This is a genomic window from Streptomyces sp. CRCS-T-1, assembly GCF_024442335.1.
GTDB classification, from domain to species: domain Bacteria; phylum Actinomycetota; class Actinomycetes; order Streptomycetales; family Streptomycetaceae; genus Streptomyces; species Streptomyces koelreuteriae.
Map to the genome: position 1 here is coordinate 6,254,623 of NZ_CP101651.1, position 20,846 is coordinate 6,275,468.

Below are 20,846 nucleotides of genomic sequence, written 5' to 3' on the forward strand. Positions count from 1 at the left end.
CGCACTACTTGGCGTAGATCGCCTCGACCTCGTGCGCGTAGTCCTTCGCCACCACGTTCCGCTTCAGCTTCAGTGAGGGGGTCAGGTGGCCCGACTCCTCCGTGAACTGGGAGGACAGAATGCGGAACTTCCGCACCGATTCCGCCTTCGACACCGCGGCGTTGCCGTCGTCGATCGCCGCCTGGATCGCGGCCAGCAGGTCCGGGTCCTCGCACAGCGACGCCGCGGTGGCACCCGCCGGCTTGCCGTGGTCCGCGCACCAGCGGCCCAGGAACTCCTCGTCGATGGTGACCAGCGCGCCCACGAACGGCCGCCCGTCGCCCACCACCATGCACTCCGCCACCAGCGCGTGCGCGCGGATGCGGTCCTCGATCACGGCCGGGGCGACGTTCTTGCCGCCCGCGGTGACGATGATCTCCTTCTTGCGGCCGGTGATCCTGAGGTAGCCGTCCTCGTCGAGGGTGCCGATGTCACCGGTGTGGAACCAGCCGTCGGCCAGCGCCTCCCCGGTCGCGCCGGGGTTGTTCCAGTACTCCTTGAACAGGTGCTCGCCGTGCAGCAGCACCTCGCCGTCGTCGGCGATCCGGACCACCGAGCCGGGCAGCGGCTGACCGACCGTGCCGATCTTCTGCCGGTCCCAGGGGTTGAACGCGGTGGCCGCGCAGGACTCGGTCAGGCCGTAGCCCTCCAGGACCGTGAAGCCGATGCCGCGGAAGAAGTGGCCGAGGCGCTCGCCCAGCGGGGCGCCGCCGGAGATGGCGTACTCGCCCCGGCCGCCGAGGACCGCGCGCAGCTTGCTGTAGACGAGCTTGTCGAACGTCTTGTGCTTGATCTTCAGGCCGAAGGACGGGCCCGAGGGGGTGTCCAGCGCCTTGCTGTAGGCGATCGCGGTGTCGGCGGCCTTGTCGAAGATCTTGTCCTTGCCGTCGGCCTGCGCCTTGGCGCGCGCCGAGTTGTAGACCTTCTCGAAGACGCGCGGCACCCCGAGGATCAGCGTCGGGCGGAACGAGGCCAGCTCGTCGGTGAGGTTCTTGATGTCCGGGACGCAGCCGAGCTTGATCGGCGCCATCATGGGCGCGATCTGCACCAGCCGCCCGAAGACGTGCGCGAGCGGCAGGAAGAGGAGCACCGAGCACTCGCCCGTGCGGAAGAGCGGACGCAGCCGCTCCACGATGTTGCCGCACTCGGCGAAGAAGCTGCGGTGGGTGAGCACACAGCCCTTGGGGCGGCCGGTGGTGCCCGAGGTGTAGACGATGGTCGCCGGGTCGTCGGCCTTGGCGATCGAGCCGCGCTCCTCGACCGTCCGGTCCGTGACGTCCTGCCCGAGCCGGCCCAGTTCGTCGAGGCCGCCGCCCTCGATCTGCCACACGTGTTTCAGCGCCGGTAGCCGGTCACGCACCGACTCGACGGCGGCCGTGTGCGCGTCCGACTCCACGATGCACGCGGTGGCGCCCGAGTCACCGAGGATCCACTGCACCTGCTCCGCCGAACTGGTCTCGTACACCGGCACGGTCACCGCGCCCGCGCTCCAGATCGCGAAGTCCAGCAGCGTCCACTCGTAGCGCGTGCGGGACATCAGCCCGACCCGGTCGCCCGGCTGGACACCGGCGGCGATCAGCCCCTTCGCGGCCGTGTGCACCTCGGCGAGGAACGCGGTGGCCGTGACGTCCTGCCAGGTGCCGCCGATCTTGCGGGCGATGACGGCGACGTCCGGGTGCTGCGCGGCGTTTCTGCGGACGATGTCGGTGAGATTTCCGTCCGCAGGGACCTCGTACAAAGCCGGAAGGCTGAACTCGCGCAAGACTGCTGCTCCTCATAGGGCGCCGGCGCCACGACGTTGTGCTGCGACGGTGTGGTCCAAGGCTCGGGCAGGTACTCAGGCATTCACTTGTTGAAATGCAGAGCACGACTGGACGGCCCGGACGTTACCCGCCGGTATGGCTTCTGCGACAGGGGGTCCTGTCGAGATGTTCGGTGCGTCACACACTCGGGTATTCCTTCGCGCACAGTAGTCCACGTACTAACTGACTGACCAGTAACCGCAGGTAGGACCGCCACTGTTCACAAGGACAGCGCTCGGCCTACCCTTGATCGCCATGGCACCCACACCAGCCGGAAACCACAGGACACGCGTGCATGTGGTGAGCGACGTGCACGGCAACGCCCGTGACCTGGCCAGGGCCGGCGAGGGCGCCGACGCCCTGATCTGCCTGGGCGACCTCGTCCTCTTCCTCGACTACGCCGACCACTCGCGCGGCATCTTCCCCGACCTGTTCGGCGTCGAGAACGCCGACCGCCTCGTGGCCCTGCGCACCGCCCGCCGCTTCGAGGAGGCGCGGGAACTCGGGGCCCGGCTGTGGGCCGGGGTCGGCGCGGAGCGCGCCTCGGTGATCGAGAAGGCGGTGCGCAGACAGTACGCCGAGATGTTCGCCGCGTTCCCCACCCCTACGTACGCCACCTACGGCAACGTCGACATGCCGCCGCTGTGGCCCGAGTACGCCGGGCCCGGCACGACCGTCCTCGACGGCGAGCGCGTCGAGATCGGCGGCCGGGTCTTCGGCTTCGTCGGCGGCGGCCTGCGCACGCCGATGCGGACGCCGTACGAGATCAGCGACGAGGAGTACGCGGCGAAGATCGAGGCCGTCGGCGAGGTCGACGTGCTCTGCACCCACATCCCGCCCGAGGTTCCCGAGCTGGTCTACGACACCGTCGCCCGCCGCTTCGAGCGCGGCAGCCGCGCCCTGCTGGACGCCATCCACCGCACCCGGCCCCGGTACGCCCTGTTCGGGCACGTGCACCAGCCCCTCACCCGGCGGATGCGGATCGGGGCCACCGAGTGCGTGAACGTGGGGCACTTCGCGGCGACCGGGACGCCCTGGGCGCTGGAATGGTGAGGACGCCCCAGGTCGGGTGAGATCGGCGGGCCCCGTGCGCGGTAGCCTTCACGCTGCACACACGTGCGCACGACGACGTCTTACCGGCCCGTATCTGGAGGAGCCACGGCGATGGCGGAACACACCAGCTCGAGCATCACCATCGAGGCAGCCCCGGCCGACGTCATGGCGGTCATCTCCGACTTCGCCCGCTACCCGGACTGGACGGGTGAGGTGAAGGAGGCGGAGGTCCTCAAGACCGACGAGCAGGGCCGCGCCGAGCAGGTCCGCCTCGTCATGGACGCGGGGGCGATCAAGGACGACCAGGTGCTCGGGTACACCTGGACCGGCGAGAACGAGGTGTCCTGGACGCTGGTCAAGTCCCAGATGCTGCGGTCTCTGGACGGCTCGTACATCCTCAAGCCGGCCGGGGCGGGGGGTACGGAGGTCACGTACGTGCTGACCGTGGACGTCAAGATCCCGATGCTGGGGATGATCAAGCGGAAGGCCGAGAAGGTCATCATCGACCGGGCGTTGGCCGGGTTGAAGAAGCGCGTTGAGTCGGCGTAGCTGATTGACCGGGTGCCGGTGCGCTGTGGTTGCTCGCGCCCACGCGGCGGAGCCGCATGTTCAACACAGCCCCGCGCCCCTTAGGGGGCGACTCGGTTACCGTTCCTTCCCATGCGCACCATCCTGATCATGGGCCCCGGCGGTAGCGGGCGTACCACGCTCGCCGCTGCCACCGCGGTCACCGCCGCCCGCGCGGGCACCCGCACCCTCGTCCTCAGCGCCGACCGCACCGACACCCTCGGTGCCGCGCTGGGGATCGGCACGGGCCCCACCCCCGTCGAAGCCGCGCCACGCCTCACCGCCTGGCGGCCCGACCCCGCCCAGGACTTCCGCAAGGACCTCACCGCCCTTCAGGACCGTGCCTCCTCCGCCCTGGATCTCCTCGGCGCCTCCCGGCTTGACCCCGAGGAACTCACGCCGCTGCCCGGCGCGGAGGAACTCGCCCTGCTGCGGGCCCTGCGTGACGCCGCACTGTCGGAGTCGTACGACCTCCTCGTCGTCGACCTGCCGCCGACGCCGCAGGCCCTCGCCCTTCTCGCCCTGCCCGAGGAACTGCGCCGCTATCTGCGCCGGCTGCTGCCGCCGGAACGGCAGGCCGCCCGGGCCCTGCGCCCCGTGCTGGGACGGCTCGCCGGCGTGCCCATGCCCGCCGAGTGGCTGTACGAGACGGCGGGCCGCTGGGATCTGGAGCTGGCGGCCGTGGAGGCGGTCGTCGCCGACCGCGACACCGTCGTACGGCTGGTCGCCGAGCCCGGCCCGGCCGGTGCCGACGCCGTCCGCGGCGCCGGCCTGGGTCTCGCCCTGCGCGGTCTGCGCACCGACGTCGTGGTCGCCAATCGCGTCCTGCCCGAGGCGTCCCCGGACACCTGGCTCGCCGGGCCGGTCGCCCAGCAGCGCAAGACACTGGAGGAGTGGCGGGAGGCGTACGACGTGCGCACCGTCACCCATCTCGGACACGACCCGCGCGGCACCGACGACCTCACCGCCCTCGCGGCGCCCGGCGCCGAGCCCACCGGCGCCCCGGCCGAATGGCCCGTGACCGACCGGCTCGGCGAGGACGGTGTGCTCGTCTGGCACATCCCGCTGCCCGGCGCCATACGCGAGGAACTGGACCTCGTCCGGCGAGGCGACGAACTGGTCGTCACCGCGGGGCGGTTCCGCCGTATCGTCCCGCTGCCCTCCGCGCTGCGCCGCTGCACCGTCGACGGGGCCGCTCTGCGCGAGGGCGAGCTGCGCATCCGCTTCGCACCCGACCCGAAACTGTGGCCGAAGGCCCGGTGAGCGCGGTACGCCCGTTCGGGTAACGTCGTAGGGACGAACCGTAGTCAGGAGTCCGTCATGAGCGAAGAGCTCCCCCCGTCCGACGCCGCCCGCGAAGAGGCCGTGGACGAGGTACGGGCGACCGACGCCGACGCCTGGGCGACCGCGTGCGCCGAGGACCTCGAGGCGGAGAAGGCCCGCCGCCGCGCCGAGTACGGCCCGCCCCCGGGCTCCGCGGCCGAGGAACTGAAGAAGCTCGTCGACGCCGTCGCGGACAAGCTGTCCGGCCTCGAGTCCCCGCTGTTCGGCGCGGTCGCCGGGCCCGCCGCCCAGCAGGTCGTCCGCCAGGTCGTCCAGCAGGCCAAGGACGCCGTGGAACCCGTCATCGAGCGCAACCCGGACGTCTTCGACCACCTGGCGGCGGCCGGGAACGAACTGCTCGCCGCCTACCGCTCCGCCGTCCAGGCCCAGGAGCGGCGCTGGACCGGCCGCGACGACGACACCGATCCCCGTGACCTGGACGAACGCCGTGACCGGGGCGACGACGACGGCCCCGGAGAGCGCATCGACCTGGACTGAGCCCCCGGCCGAGCCCCCGGCCTCTCGGGTACCGTTGGCCGTAGCGGGGCTCGACCGAAACTGAGGGATTCATGGGACTCACCATCGGCGTCGACATCGGCGGCACGAAGATCGCGGCCGGCGTGGTCGATGAGGAAGGCAACATCCTCTCGACCCACAAGGTGCCGACCCCGGGCACGGCCGAGGGCATCGTGGACGCCATCGCCTCGGCGGTGGAAGGCGCGCGCGTCGGACACGACATCGTCGGCGTGGGCATCGGCGCCGCCGGCTATGTGAACCGGCAGCGCTCCGAGGTCTACTTCGCGCCTAACATCCACTGGCGCAACGAGCCGCTCAAGGAGAAGGTCGAGGCCCGTGTGGGCCTTCCGGTGGTCGTCGAGAACGACGCGAACGCCGCGGCGTGGGGCGAGTACAAGTTCGGCGGCGGCAAGGGCCACCGCAACGTCATCTGCATCACCCTGGGCACCGGCCTCGGCGGCGGCATCATCATCGGCAACAAGCTGCGCCGCGGGCACTTCGGCGTGGCCGCCGAGTTCGGCCACATCCGCATGGTGCCGGACGGCCTGCTGTGCGGCTGCGGCTCGCAGGGCTGCTGGGAGCAGTACGCCTCCGGGCGCGCGCTCGTCCGGTACGCCAAGCAGCGCGCCAACGCCACCCCGGAGAACGCCGAGATCCTGCTCGGCCTCGGCAACGGCACGCCCGAGGGCATCGAGGGCAAGCACATCTCCATGGCCGCCCGCCAGGGCGACCGCGTGGCCGTCGACTCCTACCGCGAACTGGCCCGCTGGGTCGGCGCGGGCCTCGCCGACCTCGCCTCCCTGTTCGACCCCTCCGCGTTCATCGTGGGCGGCGGCCTCTCCGACGAGGGCGAACTGGTCCTCGGCCCGATCCGCAAGTCCTACAAGCGCTGGCTGGTCGGCGGCAACTGGCGCCCGGTCGCGGAGGTAAGAGCGGCCGAACTGGGCAACAAGGCAGGCCTGGTAGGAGCAGCGGACCTGGCAAGGGAACCCGACCCGATCATGTAATGCCCTGCCTTTGTCTTCAGGGGCGCGGGGAACTGCGCGACCAGCCACGAACAACCGGCACTCGCGCACAATCCCCGCGCCCCGCCCCATTGGGCGTAAATTGACCAACATGCCGCCGCTCCCCAACTCCCGTACCGAACCCGACGGTTCCGCGGTCATCAGGGTCCTCACCTACAACATCCGCTCGATGCGCGACGACACCGCCGCCCTGGCCCGCGTCATCAGGGCATGCGAACCCGACCTGGTCCTCGTCCAGGAAGCCCCCCGCTTCTTCCGCTGGCGCAAGAAACTCGCCCGCCTGGCCCGCGCGGCCGACCTGGTGATCGTCACCGGCGGAGCCACCACCACCGGACCGGCGATCCTCAGTTCGCTCCGGGCGGGGGTGGAACGCACCGAGGACATCCTCCTGCCCCCCACCCCCGGCCTGCACCGCCGCGGCTTCGCCACCGCCGTCGTCCGCTTCGCCGGCACCCGGATCGGCGTCCTGAGCTGCCATCTCTCGTTGCAGAAGGACGAGCGCCACGAGCAGGGCGGCATGCTCCTGGACCGGCTCGCCGGGATGGGCGTGGAGCACGCGATCGCGGGCGGCGACCTGAACGAGCGCCCCGACGGCCGCACCTTCCGCCTGCTGACCGAGCAGCTCACCGACTGCCGGGCCGCCGCGCCCTGGGGCGGCGAGCACACCTGGACCCCCGCCGACCCCTACCAGCGCATCGACGCGATCTTCGCGACCAAGGGCATCGAGGTGCTGGGCTGCGGCGTGCCGGACGGACTCCCCGGGGTGACCGGGACAGACCTGAGGGCGGCCACGGACCATCTCCCGGTCCTCGCCGCCCTCAGAATCCCAGCCGGTTAGACGACCGCCCCGCGCCCCGGATCCTCGTCGTCCTCGTCGTCCGTCCGCATCCGCATCACCAGCGTCGCGAACCCGCCGAGGAAACCGCCGATCCCCGCCGTGGCCAGCCACCACTCCATCTCCCAGCCGAGCACCACGGCCAGCAGCAGCAGGACCGGCCCGCCGAGCACGCCCAGCCAGGCGAACTTCGCGGTGACGTCGGCCGTCGGCAGCGGGGGCGGCTCGGGCGGCACGAAGTGGCCCTCGTCGTCCTCGTCGAAGTCCTCCTCGGCGGGCTCGGGCACGGAGTAGTCGCGCGGTCCGACACCGGGCGCGAAGGAGACCGAGCCGCCCAGCGGGGTGACCGGCTCGACCGGCTTGTCCCCGGGCTTCGCGGCCTCCTCGGGCTCGGCGGGCTTGACCGCCTCCCCGGCCGCCCCGGCCGTGTCCACCCGGTCGTCGTTGGTCCCGGTCGCCGGCAGCGCCAGGTCCTCGATCGACTTGAACGGCTTGGCGCCCGGCGGGTCCGGCGGCTCCTCGCCGTACGCGGCGACGATCGCGGCCCAGGCGGCCTCCTCGTCGAACGGGACGCCCTGTTCGTCCGGCTCACGGCCCTCGCGGTCCTCGCGGTCCGAGTCGTGCTCAGCCACCTGCGGTCGTCCCTTCCTTGCCGAGACCGGGCCCCTTGCCGAGGCCGGACGCGAGCCGGCCGATGAAGTCGACGCTCTCCTCGAAGATCCGGTCCGCGTCATGGTCCAACGTGGCGACGTGGTAGCTCTGTTCCAGGATGACCTCTTTCACATCCGTCGAGGAGATGCGGCTGAGGATGCGGGCCGAGTCGGCGGGCGGCACCACATGGTCCTGCGGGCTGCGCAGCAGCAGCACCGGCTGGGTGACCTGCGGCAGCTCGCCGTCGGTCATCCGGAAGAACTGGCGCAGGGAGTGCGCCGCGTGCAGCGGGACCCGGTCGTAGCCCAGCTCCCGGCTGTCCGGCTTGGCGATGTCGCTGGCGATGCCCTTCGTCGCGGGGACGAGGTGGCGGACCACCGGGAGCGCGTGCGCCGCCAGCCCGTGCACCTTGTTCGCGGGGTTGACGACCACCACGCCGCTCACGGCGCCGCCGTGCTTCGCGGCGAGGCGCAGGGCCAGGGCGCCGCCCATGGACAGACCGGCCACGAACACCTGCTCACGGCGCTCGCACAGCAGGCGCAGCTCGCGGTCCACCTCCGCGTACCAGTCCTGCCAGCCGGTGATCCGCAGGTCCTCCCAGCGGGTGCCGTGCCCGGGCAGCAGCGGCAGGGAGACGGTCAGGCCGCGCTCGGCGAGATGCTCCGCCCAGGGGCGCAGCGACTGCGGTGATCCGGTGAAACCGTGGCAGAGGAGGACGGCGACCTCCCCGCCCTCGTGGCGAAACGGCTCGGCTCCGGAAAGGACCGGCACCTTCGGCCTCCTGGTCGTGAGAAGGGACTGACACGATCACGGAATGTCACGGAACGTCATGGAGGGGGTCGCACGTCGTTCGCGGGACCTTCACCGTACGCGACCGCACTGACACCGACCAGGGCCGTCGGCGCCTTTGACAGCGCTCCGGGTTATGGTCTGACCGACACATACAGGAGGCACTCGGTTGTTGTACGGCGCGATGAAGGTCGCTGTTGGGGGACCGCTGAAGGTCGCCTTCAGGCCCTGGGTGGAAGGCCTGGAGAACGTTCCCGCAGAGGGCGCCGCGATCCTGGCGAGCAACCACCTGTCCTTCTCGGACTCGTTCTTCCTGCCCGCGGTCCTGGACCGCAAGGTCACGTTCATCGCGAAGGCGGAGTACTTCACGACGCCCGGGGTGAAGGGCCGGATGACGGCCGCGTTCTTCAAGGGCGTCGGCCAGCTCCCCGTGGACCGCTCCGGTGCGCGCGGCGCGGGTGAGGCCGCCATCAAGAGCGGCATAGAGGTGCTGGAGCGGGGCGAGCTGTTCGGGATCTACCCGGAGGGGACGCGCTCGCCCGACGGCCGGCTCTACCGGGGCAAGCCGGGCGGCCTCGCGCGCGTGGCCCTCGCCACCGGCGCCCCCGTCCTGCCCGTCGCGATGATCGACACGGAGAAGATCCAGCCGCCCGGCAAGGTCATGCCCAAGCTGATGCGCCCGGGCATCCGGATCGGCAAGCCCCTGGACTTCAGCCGCTACCAGGGCATGGAGCACGACCGTTTCGTGCTGCGCGCGGTGACCGACGAGGTCATGTACGAGATCATGAAGCTCTCCGGCCAGGAGTACGTCGACATGTACGCCACGGCCATGAAGCGGCAGATCGCGGACGCGGCGAAGGCGGACAAGGAAGCCGAGAAGGCGGCGAAGGCCGCCCTCGCGCGGGCGGAGAAGGAACAGGCCGCGAAGGAGAAGGCCGAGCGCGAGCAGGCCGAGAAGGACCGGGCCGAGAAGGACCAGACGGAGCAGCGGCGGACCGAGCCCTAGTCGGGGCTCGACGCCGGGGGGCGGGGGAGATGGCCAAGCGCGAGCGAGTCATGAGGATGTCGGTCGAGCTGCCGCTGTGGCGTGCCCTGTCCGGCTACCGGGTGCTCACGATGCTGTACGCGGTCGGCCTGTTCGCCACCGCCTACGACGAGTTCACCCGCCCCTGGGTCGCCGTCGCCTACTACGCCGTGCTGAGCGTGTGGACCCTGGCCACCCTGCCCCGGGTCGCGAACGCCGCCGGCTGCACCAAGCGGTTCCTCGCCGCCGACCTCACCATCGCGATCACCGGCATCATGCTCACGCCCGTCGCCGACGCCCACGAGCGGGTCCAGGCCGGCGGCCCGACCCTGCCGTCGATCTGGACCGCCGGAGCCGTCCTCGCCTTCGCGGTCAAGGGCGGCTGGCGCTGGGCGGCCCTCGCCTCCGGCCTCGTGGCCGTGGCCAACCTGGTCGAGCGCGGCACCCCGGCCCGCGACACCGTCCACAACGTCATCCTCGTCTGCATCGCCTCCGTCGCCATCGGCTACGTCGTCGAGGTCGCCCGCGCCTCCGAGCGCACCCTCGCCCGCGCCCTGGAGATCGAGGCCGCCACCCGGGAGCGGGAGCGGCTCGCCCGGGACATCCACGACAGCGTGCTCCAGGTGCTGGCGATGGTGCAGCGGCGCGGGGCGGTGATCGGCGGCGAGGCGGCCGAGCTGGGCCGGATGGCGGGCGAGCAGGAGGTCGCGCTGCGCACCCTGGTCTCCGGCGGGCTCGTGCCCGTCTCCCGGGTCTCGGAGGACGCCGCCGAGGGCGCGGTCGTCCGGACGGTCGAGGAGGAGCCGCAGGACAGCGGCCCCGTCGACCTGCGCGCCCTGCTCGCGCCGTACGCCGGGGCCAGGGTCAGCCTCGCCGAGCCCGGCGCGCCCGTGCCGCTGACCCCGGTCGCCGCCCGCGAGGTGGCCGCGGCCGTCGGGGCCGCCCTGGACAATGTCCGCAGGCACGCCGGGGAGCAGGCGCGCGCGTGGATCCTGGTCGAGGACGAGCCGGACGAGGTGATCGTCACCGTCCGGGACGACGGCCCCGGCATCCCGCAGGGCCGGCTCGCCGAGGCCGAGGGCGAGGGGCGGCTCGGTGTCGCCCTGTCGATCCGCGGCCGGCTGCGCGACCTCGGCGGCAGCGCGGAGCTGATCTCGGTGCCGGGCCAGGGCACGGAGGTCGAGCTGAAGGTACCGAAAGCAGTGACGGACGCACGGGGGAAGGCGGAGCGGCCATGACGGACACCACGGAGAACCCGCGGGACCCGGCGAAGGACCCCATCAAGGTCATGGTCGTCGACGACCACCCCATGTGGCGCGACGCCGTCGCCCGTGACCTGGCCGAGTCGGGCTTCGAGGTGGTCGCCACCGCGGGCGACGGCGACCAGGCCGTGCGCCGCGCCAAGGCCGCCGCACCCGACGTCCTCGTGCTGGACCTGAACCTGCCCGCCAAGCCCGGCGTCCAGGTCTGCAAGGAGGTCGTCGCCGCCAACCCCGCGCTGCGCGTCCTCGTGCTGTCCGCGAGCGGTGAGCACGCCGACGTCCTGGAGGCCGTGAAGTCCGGCGCGACCGGCTACCTGCTGAAGTCGGCCTCCACCGGGGAACTCCAGGACGCGGTGCGCCGTACGGCCGTCGGCGACCCGGTCTTCACCCCCGGCCTCGCCGGACTGGTCCTCGGCGAGTACCGCCGCCTGGCCTCCGAACCCGCCCCCGCCCCCGACACCGACGAACCGAAGGCGCCCCGGCTCACGGACCGCGAGACCGAGGTGCTGCGCCTGGTCGCCAAGGGCCTGAGCTACAAGCAGATCGCCGAACGCCTGGTCATCTCCCACCGCACGGTGCAGAACCACGTCCAGAACACCCTCGGCAAGCTCCAGTTGCACAACCGGGTCGAGCTCGTCAGGTACGCGATAGAGCGCGGCCTCGACGACGAGTGAGGCGCACGTCACACTGACCCTTCGTCAGGCACCTGCGGCGAAGGGACTGTTCCATGCGCGTCGGAGTACTGACCGGAGGCGGCGACTGCCCCGGCCTCAACGCCGTCATCCGGGCGATCGTCCGCAAGGGCGTGCAGGAGTACGGCTACGACTTCACCGGCTTCCGGGACGGCTGGCGAGGACCCCTGGAAGGCGACACCGTCCGGCTCGACATCCCCGCCGTGCGCGGCATCCTGCCCCGCGGCGGCACCGTCCTCGGCTCCTCGCGGACCAACCCGCTGAAGGAGGAGAACGGCATCCGCCGTATCAAGGACAACCTCGCCGCGCTGGAGGTCGAGGCGCTCATCGCCATCGGCGGCGAGGACACCCTGGGCGTGGCCGCCCGGCTGTCCGACGACCACGGCGTGCCCTGTGTCGGCGTCCCGAAGACCATCGACAACGACCTGTCCGCCACCGACTACACCTTCGGCTTCGACACCGCGGTCGGCATCGCGACCGAGGCGATCGACCGGCTGCACACCACCGCCGAGTCCCATATGCGGGTCCTGGTCGTCGAGGTGATGGGCCGGCACGCCGGGTGGATCGCCCTCCACTCGGGCCTGGCCGGCGGGGCGAACGTCATCCTCATCCCCGAGCAGCGCTTCGACGTCGAGCAGGTCTGCGCCTGGGTGACGTCCCGCTTCAAGGCGTCGTACGCGCCGATCGTCGTCATCGCCGAGGGGGCGATGCCGAAGGACGGCGACATGGTTCTCAAGGACCAGTCGCTGGACTCCTTCGGGCACGTCCGCCTCTCCGGCGTCGGCGAGTGGCTGGCCAAGCAGATCGAGAAGCGCACGGGCAAGGAGGCCCGCACCACCGTCCTGGGCCATGTCCAGCGCGGCGGCACCCCCAGCGCCTTCGACCGCTGGCTCGCCACCCGCTTCGGCCTGCACGCCATCGACTGCGTCCGCGACGGCGACTTCGGCACGATGGTCGCCCTGCGCGGCACGGACATCGTCCGGGTCCCGATCGCCGACGCGACGGCCCGCCTGAAGACGGTGGACCCCACGCTGTACGAGGAGGTCGGCGTCTTCTTCGGCTGACCGGGACACGGACGTCCGGGGGCGCCGGCCCCCGGACGGCTACACGGTCGTGTTGCGCAACTGCCCCACCAGCTCCCGTACGACCGCCGCGCCGTTCAGCGTCAGGATCGACTCCGGATGGAACTGCACCCCGGCGAACCCGGGCCCGCGCATCGCGTGCACCTCGCCGTTCGCGGCCCGGCTGACCTCGACGCCGTGCGCGGCCAGCTCCTGGTGGGCCTCCTCGTCGCAGCGCGCCACGAAGCTGTTGTAGAAGCCGACGGTCTCGCGCCGCCCGAACAGCTCGATCTCCGTCTGCGCGCCCTGGTACGGCACGTCCTTCCGTACGATCTCCAGCCCCAGCTCGGCCGCGATCAGCTCGTGCCCGAGGCAGACGCCGAGGACCCCGTGCGCATGGCCGCGGATGACCTCGGCGGTGAGGCCGCGCAGGATCCGCATCTTGGGGCCGGTGAGATCGGCGGGGTCACCCGGGCCGGGGCCGAGCACGACCGGCCCCTCGTGCGCGAGCACCGCCTCCCGCAGCCCCGCCTCGTCGTAGCGCCGGACGGTCACCTCCAGGCCGTTCGACCGCAGCAGGTGCGCGAGCATCGCCGTGAAGGTGTCCTCGCCGTCGACGACCAGGGCGTGCCCGGCGAGCCCCTCGGAGCGCTCCTGCATCCGCAGCCAGAACGGCGCCAGCGACGCCCGGCGCCCGTCGAGCGCGGCACGCACGCGTGGATCCTCGGCCAGCTTCGGCCGCACGGACTCCGCACGCGGCCTGCCCGGCCGTACACCCAGGGCCGCCAGCACGCCCGCCGCCTTCGCATGGGTCTCCGCGACCTCGCCCTCGGGGTCCGACCCGCGCACGAGCGTGGCGCCCACCGGCACCCGCAGACCGCCGTCCGCGTCGATGTCGGCGGTACGGATGAGGATGGGGGAGTCCAGGGTCTGCGCCCCGCCGGAGTCCCGCCCGATGAGGGCCAGCGCCCCGGCGTAGTAGCCCCGTCCTCCGGTCTCGTGCCGCTCGATCACCCGGCAGGCGTTCTGCACCGGCGAGCCGGTGACGGTCGCCGCGAACATCGTCTCCTTCAGCACCTCCCGCACATCCAGCGAGGACTTCCCGCGCAGCTCGTACTCGGTGTGCGCGAGGTGCGCCATCTCCTTCAGCCGGGGTCCGACCACGACGCCGCCCATGTCGCCGACGGTGCACATCATCTTGAGCTCCTCGTCGACGACCATCGACAGCTCCTCGATCTCCTTGCCGTCGGCGAGGAAGCCGAGCAGATGCTCGGGGGTCGGCCCCTCGGCGGGGTAGCGGTAGGTGCCGCTGATCGGGTTCATGACGACCGTGCCGCCGGACATCCGGACATGCACCTCCGGGCTCGCCCCGACCAGCGTCCGGTCCCCGGTGTGCACGACGAACGTCCAGTACGCGCCCCGCTCGCCCTCCAGCAGCCGCCGGAACAGAGCCAGCGCGTCGGCCCGCCCGAACCCGGGGATCTCCCCCTCGTATGTGCGCCTGATCACGAAGTTCGCGCCCTCGCCGCGCCCGATCTCCTCCCGCAGCACCCGCCCGACGATCTCCGCGTACTCCTCGTCGCCGACGTCGAAGCCGCCGCCCTCGACCCGCACGTCATGCCCCGGGAGCTGGTCCAGGGCCTCGGCCAGCGGGATCTCGCAGGACTCCTCGGGCGTCAGCACCGCCAGGGGCGTGCCGTCGTCGCGGACGTCGAAGCCGCGCTCACGGATCTGCCGGAAGGGGACGAGCGCGAGGCCCTCGTCGGGGAGGTCGGCGAGCCGGTCGCAGGTGGCGACCGGGCCGATCAGGACCTCGACCTGATCATGGTCCTGGCCCGGGGTGCGGCGGCGCAGCAGCGCGAAGGGGCGCGGATCGTGAAGGAGCTGTGCCAGGTCCATGGTTCCTCTTCCGTTGATGTCGATCGATGCCGATCGACGTCGGTAATCGATGCGGATCGATGTCGGTGAGGAACGGACCCCGGAAACGCCGAAGGCCGCCCCTCGGGCGGCCTTCGCGAAGTCAGTCGTACGCGCAGTCAGTGGGCCGCCGGATGAGCGGTCCACCACCAGGTCTGGATCGAATGCGCGAACATGCAGCGCACCCTACCCCATGTCCGAGGAGCGTACGCCGTGTCTCAATTGCTGGGCATGGGTCAGGACGCCCGACACGACCCCGTAATGTTGAGGTCGTGACCGTGAACGCTAAGACCAGCGCGAGTGCTGGCAACACCTGGCGAGACCTGCCCGCGGCGCAGCAGCCCGAGTACCCCGACACCGAGGCTCTGCGCGCAGTCGTTGCGGACCTCGAGTCGTATCCGCCGCTCGTCTTCGCGGGCGAGTGCGATCAGCTGCGCGCCCGGATGGCGGCCGTCGCCAAGGGAGAGGCGTTCCTCCTTCAGGGCGGCGACTGCGCCGAGGCCTTCGACGCGGTGTCCGCGGACCACATCCGCAACAAGCTGAAGACGCTGCTCCAGATGGGCGCCGTGCTGACGTACGCCGCGTCCGTGCCCGTGGTGAAGGTCGGCCGGATCGCCGGCCAGTACTCCAAGCCGCGCTCCAAGGGCACCGAGACCCGCGACGGCGTGACCCTGCCGACCTACCGCGGCGACTCGGTCAACGGCTTCGAGTTCAACGAGGCCGCCCGCATCCCGGACCCCGAGCGCCTGAAGCGGATGTACCACGCGTCGGCCTCCACGCTGAACCTGGTGCGCGCCTTCACCACCGGCGGCTACGCCGACCTGCGCCAGGTGCACGCCTGGAACCAGGACTTCGTGAAGTCGTCCCCCTCGGGACAGCGCTACGAGCAGCTGGCCCGCGAGATCGACCAGGCACTGAACTTCATGCACGCCTGCGGGGCCGACCCGGAGGAGTTCAAGACCGTCGAGTTCTACTCCTCGCACGAGGCGCTGCTGCTCGACTACGAGTCCGCCCTGACCCGGGTCGACTCGCGCACCGGGCAGCTGTACGACGTCTCCGGGCACATGGTGTGGATCGGCGAGCGCACCCGGCAGCTGGACCACGCGCATGTCGAGTTCGCCTCGAAGATCCGCAACCCGATCGGCATCAAGCTGGGCCCGACGACCACGGCCGAGGACGCGCTGCAGTACATCGAGAGCCTCGACCCGGAGCGTGAGCCGGGCCGGCTGACCTTCATCGTCCGCATGGGCGCCGACAAGGTCCGGGACAAGCTCCCCGAGCTGGTGGAGAAGGTCACCGCCTCGGGCGCCACCGTGGCCTGGGTGACCGACCCGATGCACGGCAACACCTTCGAGGCGGCCTCCGGACACAAGACCCGCCGCTTCGACGACGTGCTCGACGAGGTCAAGGGCTTCTTCGAGGTCCACAAGGCCCTCGGCACCCACCCGGGCGGCATCCACGTGGAGCTGACCGGCGACGACGTCACCGAGTGCGTGGGCGGCGGCGACGAGATCTTCGTCGACGATCTGCACCAGCGCTACGAGACGGCCTGCGACCCGCGGCTCAACCGCAGCCAGTCGCTCGACCTGGCGTTCCTCGTGGCCGAGATGTACAGGGACCAGTAGCGGGCTCGCCTGTTACCGGGCATGGACTGGGGCGCGGATCACAGGATCCGCGCCCCTCTCCACTTTTGTGGCTCCGGCCCGGCGGGTAAGGTTAGGTTAGCCTCACCGATCAACGGGACGGCACCAGGAACGAAACCCCGCCGGGAGGTGAGCCGCGTGTACATCTGCAGTTGCTTCGGGATCACCGAGCAGCAGGTCAAGCAGCACGCGGACAGCGGCGCCTGCACCCCCCGCCAGATAGCCTCCGCCTGCAAGGCGGGCACCGACTGCGGGTCGTGCGTACGCCGTATCCAGGCGCTCCTCGGCAGGGGCGCGTGCCCTCGCCGGGACATGGCCGACCGGGGCGAACCGGTTCTCTCGGACCTGTCGGATCTGGAGGACGCCGCCTAGGCGGGTCCTAGCTCGGCTGCTCGATCTGCTGCGCGAGGTACAGCGCCTCACCGAGCTTCTCGATGAGCTCCAGCTGCGTGTCCAGATAGTCGATGTGGTGCTCCTCGTCCTCGAGGATCGACTCGAAGAGGTTCGCGGACGTGATGTCGCCCTTGGTGCGCATCACCTCGATGCCCCGCTTGAGGCGGTCGATCGCCTCGACCTCGACCTGTCGGTCGGCCTGGAACATCTCGGTCACCGTCTGCCCGACCCGGACATGGAAGAGCCGCTGGTAGTTGGGCAGACCGTCCAGCATGAGGATGCGCTCGGTGATCTTGTCCGCGTGCTTCATCTCATCGATGGACTCTTCACGCGTGTACTTGGCGAGCTTGGTCCAGCCTTTGTTGTCCTGGATCCGGTAGTGCAGCCAGTACTGGTTGATCGCCGTCAGCTCGCCGGTCAACTGCTCGTTCAGGAATTCGAGGACCTCGGGGTCGCCCTGCATCGCAGAGGCTCCTTCCACGCGTAAGAACTGGCAGGTTGCGCCGCATGATTCCACCGCGGAAGAAGATCGTCCAGTAAGTCTTCACTTAGTAAGTTAGGGCATGCTTAGTTCGTAATGCCCCGTTTTGAGATGGCCCGGGTCAAGGGCATCACCCCAGGTCTGTCAGGATGGACCCATGGGTCAGCCGGTGGGACGCGAATCGGGAGAAGGGCGCGATTCGGCGGGAGCGACGCAGCCCGGGCTTCCGCCGGGACAGCGATTGCAGCGCGGCTGGCCGGTCACGCACTACGGGCCCGTCCCCAAGTTCCGGCCCGAGCGCTGGGAGTTCAGGGTCTTCGGCGCCACCGCCGGCGGCGGCAAGCACTGCTGGACCCACGAGGAGTTCACGGCCCTGCCGTACACCACTGTCGTGGCCGATCTGCATTGCGTCACGAAGTTCAGCATGCTGGGCGCCGAATGGGGAGGCGTCCCCGCGCGCACCATCCTCGACATCGCTCCGCCCGCGGACGACGTCACCCATGTGATGGTGTGGGCCGAGTACGGCTTCAGCTCCAACCTGCGGCTGTCCGACTTCGCCTCCGAGCAGGCCCTGTTCGCCACCCACAAGGACGGCGAACTCCTCACCGCCGAGCACGGCTTCCCGCTGCGCCTGATCGTGCCCCACCTCTACGCCTGGAAGGGCCCCAAGTGGGTGCGCGGCGTGGAGTACATGACCGCAGACCGGCGCGGTTTCTGGGAGGAGCGCGGCTACCACAACGTCGGCGACCCGTGGCAGGAGCAGCGCTACTCGTACCAGGAGGAGCCCGGGGACGGCCCCGACCTCTGATCCGAGGCCGTCAGGCCGTCAGCAGTCGCGCAGCTTCTTCAGCCGCTCCACGTCCGCCGCGTGCCCCTCCTTGCCGCCCGGCGTCTCGATGATCAGCGGCACGCCCTCGGTCGCGGGGTGCGTCATCAGGGCCCGGAAGGGGTCCTCGCCGATGTGGCCGACGCCGATGTTCTCGTGCCGGTCCTTGTGGGCGCCCACCACGTCCTTGGAGTCGTTGGCGTGGATCAGCTTCAGCCGGCCCTCGCCGACCGTGTCCACCAGCAGGTCCAGCGTCTGGTGCATCCCGCTCGGGCCGGTCAGATCGTGCCCGGCGGCGAAGATGTGGCAGGTGTCCAGGCACACGCCGAGCTTCGGGTGGGCGTCCAGCGCCTCGAAGTACGGGCCGAAGTCCCAGGTCCGCGAGCACAGTGAGGCGCCCTGGCCGGCGGTCGACTCCAGCAGCAGATACGGGTCGTCGTCGTGGGTCAGCTCGTCCAGCAGCGGCAGCAGACGCTCCCGCACCTGCTTCAGCGCCACGGACCGCTCCCGGCCGCCGGTCGCGCTGCCGGTGTGCACGACCACGCCCAGCGCCCCGATCTCCCGCCCGCGGCGCAGCGAGTGCCGCAGCGACTCCACCGACTTCTCCACGGTCGCCTCGGTGTGCGAACCGAAGTTGATCAGGTAGGGGGCGTGCACGTACGCCGGGATCGACTCGGCCTCGCAGGCCGCACGGAACGCCTCGTCCTGCTTGGGATTCCCGGCCGGTGTGGCCCAGCCGCGCGGGTTGGCGACGAAGACCTGGACGGTCTCCGCCCTCAGATCACGGGCGTACGACAGACCGACGGAGTGCAGCCCACCGGCCACGGGGACATGGCCGCCCACCGGGTTGCGGGAGGGGCCGGACAGCTGATTGTTCACCCGTTCAGGGTGTCACGCTGCCGGCCCCGCTCCGTCCACGGGCTCCCGGCCCGTGCCCGTCACCTGATCTTGATGGTGATCGTCGAACCCTTGGGCGCGGTCTCGCCGCCCTCGACGGACTGGCCCTTGACCTCGTCGCCGAACAGGCCGAGCAGACCGCGGTCCTCGTCGACCTGGAACCCGGCGCCCTCCAGCGCCCGCGTGGCGTCGTCGACGCTCTGGCCGACCACGTCCGGGACCTCGATCATCTCGGGGCCCTTGGACAGCGTCAGCGTCACCGTGTCGCCCTCGGCCGCACGGCCGCCGGCGTTCGGGGTCTGCTCGGCGACCTGGCCCTTGTCGAACTCGGAGGAGTTGACCCGCTCGGTGGCGATCTTCACCTTGAGCCCGGCCTCCTGGAGCTGAGCCCGGGCGTCGGCCTCGTCCGCGCCGGTGACGTCGGGGATGTCGATGGGGCTGCCCTTGCTGACGACCAGGGCGACGGCCGTGCCCGAGCGCACCTTGGTGCCGTCGGCGGGCCGCGCGGAGATCACCGAGCCCCTCGGCACGTCCTCGCTGAACTCCCGGGTGACCATGCCCGGCTCAAGACCGTCCTCCTTCAGCTGGGCCCGCGCCTCGACCAGCTTCTGGCCCTCCAGGGCGGGCACCCGCACGGTCTCGGGGCCGTCGGAGACGGTGATGCTCACCGCGTCGTTGCCGCGGATGCGCGCCCCGGGCTTCGGGTCGGTGCTGATGATCTGGCCCCGCTCCACGGTGTCGCTGTAGGCGTGCTCGACCTTGCCGAGATCCAGCCCGGCGTCCTGCAGCCGGCTCTCGGCCTGGCTCTGGGTCTTCGCCAGCAGCGGGGGGACCTCGGTGAACTGGCCCGAGTTGATGTACCAGATGCCGCCGCCGAGGCCCAGCACCAGCAGCACGGCGACGACGATCGCCAGCGGGCCGCGCCGGGACCCCGGGCGGCGCCGGGACGGCGGGGGCGGCGGGGACTCGAAACGGCTGGTGCGGTTGAGCGCCGCCTCGGAGGTCTCGTCGTCCTCGTTGACCGGCAGCGGGCGCAGCGTGGTCAGGGCGCGCGGGATCACGCTCGTACGGTCGTCGGCGCCGTCGTGCTCCGCGCTGAGCGCCTGCGGCGGCACCACGTCGAGCTGCTCCGCGCTCAGCCCGGCGCGCCCGTCGCGGACCCGCGCGAGCAGCGCCACCGCGTCGTGCGGGCGGATGTCGGGGGTGCGGGCGGTCGCCGAGGCCACCATCTCGTCCAGCTCGTAGGCCAGACCGGGTACGGCGGCCGACGGCGGCGGGACGTCCTCGTGCAGGTGCTTGTAGAGGATCACGGCCGGGGAGTCCGCGTCGTGCGGCTTGTCGCCGGTCAGCATCTCGTACAGCATCACGCCGCACGCGTACACGTCGACACGGGGGTCCGCGGTGCCGTTCTCTATCTGCTCGGGCGCGAGGTACGCGACCGTGCCGAGCACGGTGCCTGTGGTGTTCGTCACCGTGTCCACGGCTCGGACGAGTCCGAAGTCGGCGACCTTCACCCGGCCGTCGTCCCCTATGAGGACGTTCTCGGGCTTCATGTCCCGGTGCACGAATCCGGCGCGGTGGGCGGCGCCCAGCGCGGCCAGCACCGGCTCCAGGATGTCCAGGGCGGCGCGCGGCTGCAGGGCCCCGCGCTCGCGCAGGACGTCCCGCAGGGTGCAGCCCGCGACGTACTCCATGGCGAGATAGACGTAGCTGCCGTCGGTGCCCTGGTCGAAGACCTGCACCACATTCGGATGGGCCAGTCGGGCGACGGACTTCGCCTCGCGGATGAACCGCTCGACGAACGAGCCGTCCACCGCGAGCGAGGGGTGCATCACCTTGAGCGCGAGAACGCGGTCCAGCCGGGTGTCCACAGCCCGGTAGACCGTCGCCATCCCGCCGACGGCGATGCGCGCGTCGATGCGATACCGGCCGTCGAGCACCTGCCCGACCAAGGGGTCCTGAAGGGTCGTGTCCACGCAGGCGAGTGTACGAGCCACGACCGACAGCCCGCCGCCCCGTCCGCTCTCGGGCCCGGTACTGCGACTGACCT

21 protein-coding genes are annotated in these 20,846 nt (G+C 71.2%); 13 read left to right on the forward strand and 8 right to left on the reverse strand.

The genetic code is table 11. The features are described 5' to 3' along the window. Positions 1-4: 4 nt before the first annotated feature. Entirely contained in the window at positions 5-1,801 is a 1,797-nt protein-coding gene (locus tag NNW99_RS28310; RefSeq protein WP_215121992.1) for a long-chain fatty acid--CoA ligase, read from the reverse strand. A gap of 337 nt (positions 1,802-2,138) precedes the next feature. On the opposite strand from NNW99_RS28310, the gene NNW99_RS28315 reads away from it, so the two are divergent. The 6 genes from NNW99_RS28315 (at position 2,139) to NNW99_RS28340 (ending at position 7,163) form a co-directional block, all read left to right on the forward strand. Then, entirely contained in the window at positions 2,139-2,894 is a 756-nt protein-coding gene (locus tag NNW99_RS28315) for a metallophosphoesterase (RefSeq protein WP_215124498.1), read from the forward strand. A 111-nt stretch (positions 2,895-3,005) separates the two neighbouring features. Next, on the forward strand, positions 3,006-3,443 hold the full coding sequence (locus NNW99_RS28320; protein WP_184596455.1) for an SRPBCC family protein: 438 nt from the start codon (positions 3,006-3,008) through the stop codon (positions 3,441-3,443). 111 nt (positions 3,444-3,554) lie between these two features. Then, positions 3,555-4,724 (forward strand): ArsA family ATPase, encoded by a 1,170-nt coding sequence (locus tag NNW99_RS28325; RefSeq protein WP_215121993.1) that lies wholly within the window; start codon positions 3,555-3,557, stop codon positions 4,722-4,724. Between the two features lie 57 nt (positions 4,725-4,781). Next, on the forward strand, positions 4,782-5,282 hold the full coding sequence (locus NNW99_RS28330; protein WP_189729155.1) for a DUF5304 domain-containing protein: 501 nt from the start codon (positions 4,782-4,784) through the stop codon (positions 5,280-5,282). Between the two features lie 71 nt (positions 5,283-5,353). Then, a complete protein-coding gene (locus NNW99_RS28335) occupies positions 5,354-6,307 on the forward strand; it encodes an ROK family glucokinase (protein ID WP_215121994.1) in 954 nt (317 codons plus the stop codon). A gap of 109 nt (positions 6,308-6,416) precedes the next feature. Next, entirely contained in the window at positions 6,417-7,163 is a 747-nt protein-coding gene (locus tag NNW99_RS28340) for an endonuclease/exonuclease/phosphatase family protein (RefSeq protein ID WP_215121995.1), read from the forward strand. Here NNW99_RS28340 and NNW99_RS28345 read toward each other — a convergent pair. Beyond that, positions 7,160-7,792 (reverse strand): hypothetical protein, encoded by a 633-nt coding sequence (locus NNW99_RS28345; RefSeq protein WP_215121996.1) that lies wholly within the window; start codon positions 7,790-7,792, stop codon positions 7,160-7,162. The genes NNW99_RS28340 and NNW99_RS28345 overlap by 4 nt on opposite strands. After that, on the reverse strand, positions 7,785-8,582 hold the full coding sequence (locus tag NNW99_RS28350; protein WP_215121997.1) for a carboxylesterase: 798 nt from the start codon (positions 8,580-8,582) through the stop codon (positions 7,785-7,787). The genes NNW99_RS28345 and NNW99_RS28350 overlap by 8 nt, the downstream gene beginning before the upstream one ends. Before the next feature lie 202 nt (positions 8,583-8,784). On the opposite strand from NNW99_RS28350, the gene NNW99_RS28355 reads away from it, so the two are divergent. Genes NNW99_RS28355 through NNW99_RS28370 form a run of 4 tightly spaced genes read left to right on the forward strand, consistent with a single transcriptional unit; the run spans position 8,785 to position 12,642 of the window. Continuing rightward, a complete protein-coding gene (locus tag NNW99_RS28355) occupies positions 8,785-9,606 on the forward strand; it encodes a 1-acyl-sn-glycerol-3-phosphate acyltransferase (RefSeq protein ID WP_215121998.1) in 822 nt (273 codons plus the stop codon). Positions 9,607-9,635: 29 nt separating this feature from the next. Continuing rightward, a complete protein-coding gene (gene macS / locus NNW99_RS28360) occupies positions 9,636-10,862 on the forward strand; it encodes a MacS family sensor histidine kinase (RefSeq protein ID WP_215121999.1) in 1,227 nt (408 codons plus the stop codon). After that, positions 10,859-11,560: a response regulator transcription factor gene (locus NNW99_RS28365; protein ID WP_215122000.1), complete on the forward strand. Its 702-nt coding sequence runs from the start codon at positions 10,859-10,861 to the stop codon at positions 11,558-11,560. The genes macS and NNW99_RS28365 overlap by 4 nt, the downstream gene beginning before the upstream one ends. A gap of 53 nt (positions 11,561-11,613) precedes the next feature. Further along, positions 11,614-12,642 carry a 6-phosphofructokinase gene (locus tag NNW99_RS28370; RefSeq protein ID WP_215122001.1) on the forward strand — a complete coding sequence of 343 codons (1,029 nt, stop codon included), beginning with the start codon at positions 11,614-11,616 and terminating at the stop codon, positions 12,640-12,642. 39 nt (positions 12,643-12,681) lie between these two features. On the opposite strand, the gene NNW99_RS28375 is transcribed toward NNW99_RS28370, so the two are convergent. Both NNW99_RS28375 and NNW99_RS39210 read right to left on the reverse strand, forming a co-directional pair. Further along, complete coding sequence (locus tag NNW99_RS28375; protein ID WP_215122002.1) at positions 12,682-14,538, reverse strand: anthranilate synthase family protein; 1,857 nt, start codon at positions 14,536-14,538, stop codon at positions 12,682-12,684. 137 nt (positions 14,539-14,675) lie between these two features. Then, positions 14,676-14,732 carry a trp operon leader peptide gene (locus NNW99_RS39210; protein ID WP_082319877.1) on the reverse strand — a complete coding sequence of 19 codons (57 nt, stop codon included), beginning with the start codon at positions 14,730-14,732 and terminating at the stop codon, positions 14,676-14,678. A 96-nt stretch (positions 14,733-14,828) separates the two neighbouring features. On the opposite strand from NNW99_RS39210, the gene NNW99_RS28380 reads away from it, so the two are divergent. After that, complete coding sequence (locus tag NNW99_RS28380; protein WP_215122003.1) at positions 14,829-16,181, forward strand: class II 3-deoxy-7-phosphoheptulonate synthase; 1,353 nt, start codon at positions 14,829-14,831, stop codon at positions 16,179-16,181. A gap of 147 nt (positions 16,182-16,328) precedes the next feature. Then, positions 16,329-16,571 (forward strand): bacterioferritin-associated ferredoxin, encoded by a 243-nt coding sequence (locus NNW99_RS28385; RefSeq protein WP_251057968.1) that lies wholly within the window; start codon positions 16,329-16,331, stop codon positions 16,569-16,571. Positions 16,572-16,578: 7 nt separating this feature from the next. On the opposite strand, the gene bfr is transcribed toward NNW99_RS28385, so the two are convergent. After that, positions 16,579-17,055, reverse strand: coding sequence for a bacterioferritin (bfr, locus tag NNW99_RS28390; RefSeq protein ID WP_215122005.1), 477 nt, complete (start codon positions 17,053-17,055; stop codon positions 16,579-16,581). Between the two features lie 175 nt (positions 17,056-17,230). On the opposite strand from bfr, the gene NNW99_RS28395 reads away from it, so the two are divergent. Continuing rightward, entirely contained in the window at positions 17,231-17,881 is a 651-nt protein-coding gene (locus tag NNW99_RS28395; RefSeq protein ID WP_215122006.1) for a sulfite oxidase-like oxidoreductase, read from the forward strand. Between the two features lie 18 nt (positions 17,882-17,899). Here the strand turns inward: NNW99_RS28395 and NNW99_RS28400 are convergent, their stop codons facing one another. Further along, positions 17,900-18,778, reverse strand: coding sequence for a deoxyribonuclease IV (locus NNW99_RS28400; RefSeq protein ID WP_215122007.1), 879 nt, complete (start codon positions 18,776-18,778; stop codon positions 17,900-17,902). A 59-nt stretch (positions 18,779-18,837) separates the two neighbouring features. After that, complete coding sequence (pknB, locus tag NNW99_RS28405) at positions 18,838-20,772, reverse strand: Stk1 family PASTA domain-containing Ser/Thr kinase (RefSeq protein ID WP_215122008.1); 1,935 nt, start codon at positions 20,770-20,772, stop codon at positions 18,838-18,840. Positions 20,773-20,846 lie beyond the last annotated feature (74 nt).

What these genes read in the sequence shown, in the direction of transcription:
- macS (WP_215121999.1), top strand. Translation starts at nt 9,636, where the DNA reads ATGGCCAAGCGCGAGCGAGTCATGAGGATGTCGGTCGAGCTGCCGCTG.
- NNW99_RS28320 (WP_184596455.1), top strand. Translation starts at nt 3,006, where the DNA reads ATGGCGGAACACACCAGCTCGAGCATCACCATCGAGGCAGCCCCGGCC.
- NNW99_RS28370 (WP_215122001.1), top strand. Translation starts at nt 11,614, where the DNA reads ATGCGCGTCGGAGTACTGACCGGAGGCGGCGACTGCCCCGGCCTCAAC.
- NNW99_RS28355 (WP_215121998.1), top strand. Translation starts at nt 8,785, where the DNA reads ATGAAGGTCGCTGTTGGGGGACCGCTGAAGGTCGCCTTCAGGCCCTGG.
- NNW99_RS28375 (WP_215122002.1), bottom strand. Translation starts at nt 14,538, where the DNA reads ATGGACCTGGCACAGCTCCTTCACGATCCGCGCCCCTTCGCGCTGCTG.
- NNW99_RS28395 (WP_215122006.1), top strand. Translation starts at nt 17,231, where the DNA reads ATGGGTCAGCCGGTGGGACGCGAATCGGGAGAAGGGCGCGATTCGGCG.
- NNW99_RS28330 (WP_189729155.1), top strand. Translation starts at nt 4,782, where the DNA reads ATGAGCGAAGAGCTCCCCCCGTCCGACGCCGCCCGCGAAGAGGCCGTG.
- NNW99_RS28365 (WP_215122000.1), top strand. Translation starts at nt 10,859, where the DNA reads ATGACGGACACCACGGAGAACCCGCGGGACCCGGCGAAGGACCCCATC.
- NNW99_RS28335 (WP_215121994.1), top strand. Translation starts at nt 5,354, where the DNA reads ATGGGACTCACCATCGGCGTCGACATCGGCGGCACGAAGATCGCGGCC.
- NNW99_RS28340 (WP_215121995.1), top strand. Translation starts at nt 6,417, where the DNA reads ATGCCGCCGCTCCCCAACTCCCGTACCGAACCCGACGGTTCCGCGGTC.
- NNW99_RS28325 (WP_215121993.1), top strand. Translation starts at nt 3,555, where the DNA reads ATGCGCACCATCCTGATCATGGGCCCCGGCGGTAGCGGGCGTACCACG.
- bfr (WP_215122005.1), bottom strand. Translation starts at nt 17,055, where the DNA reads ATGCAGGGCGACCCCGAGGTCCTCGAATTCCTGAACGAGCAGTTGACC.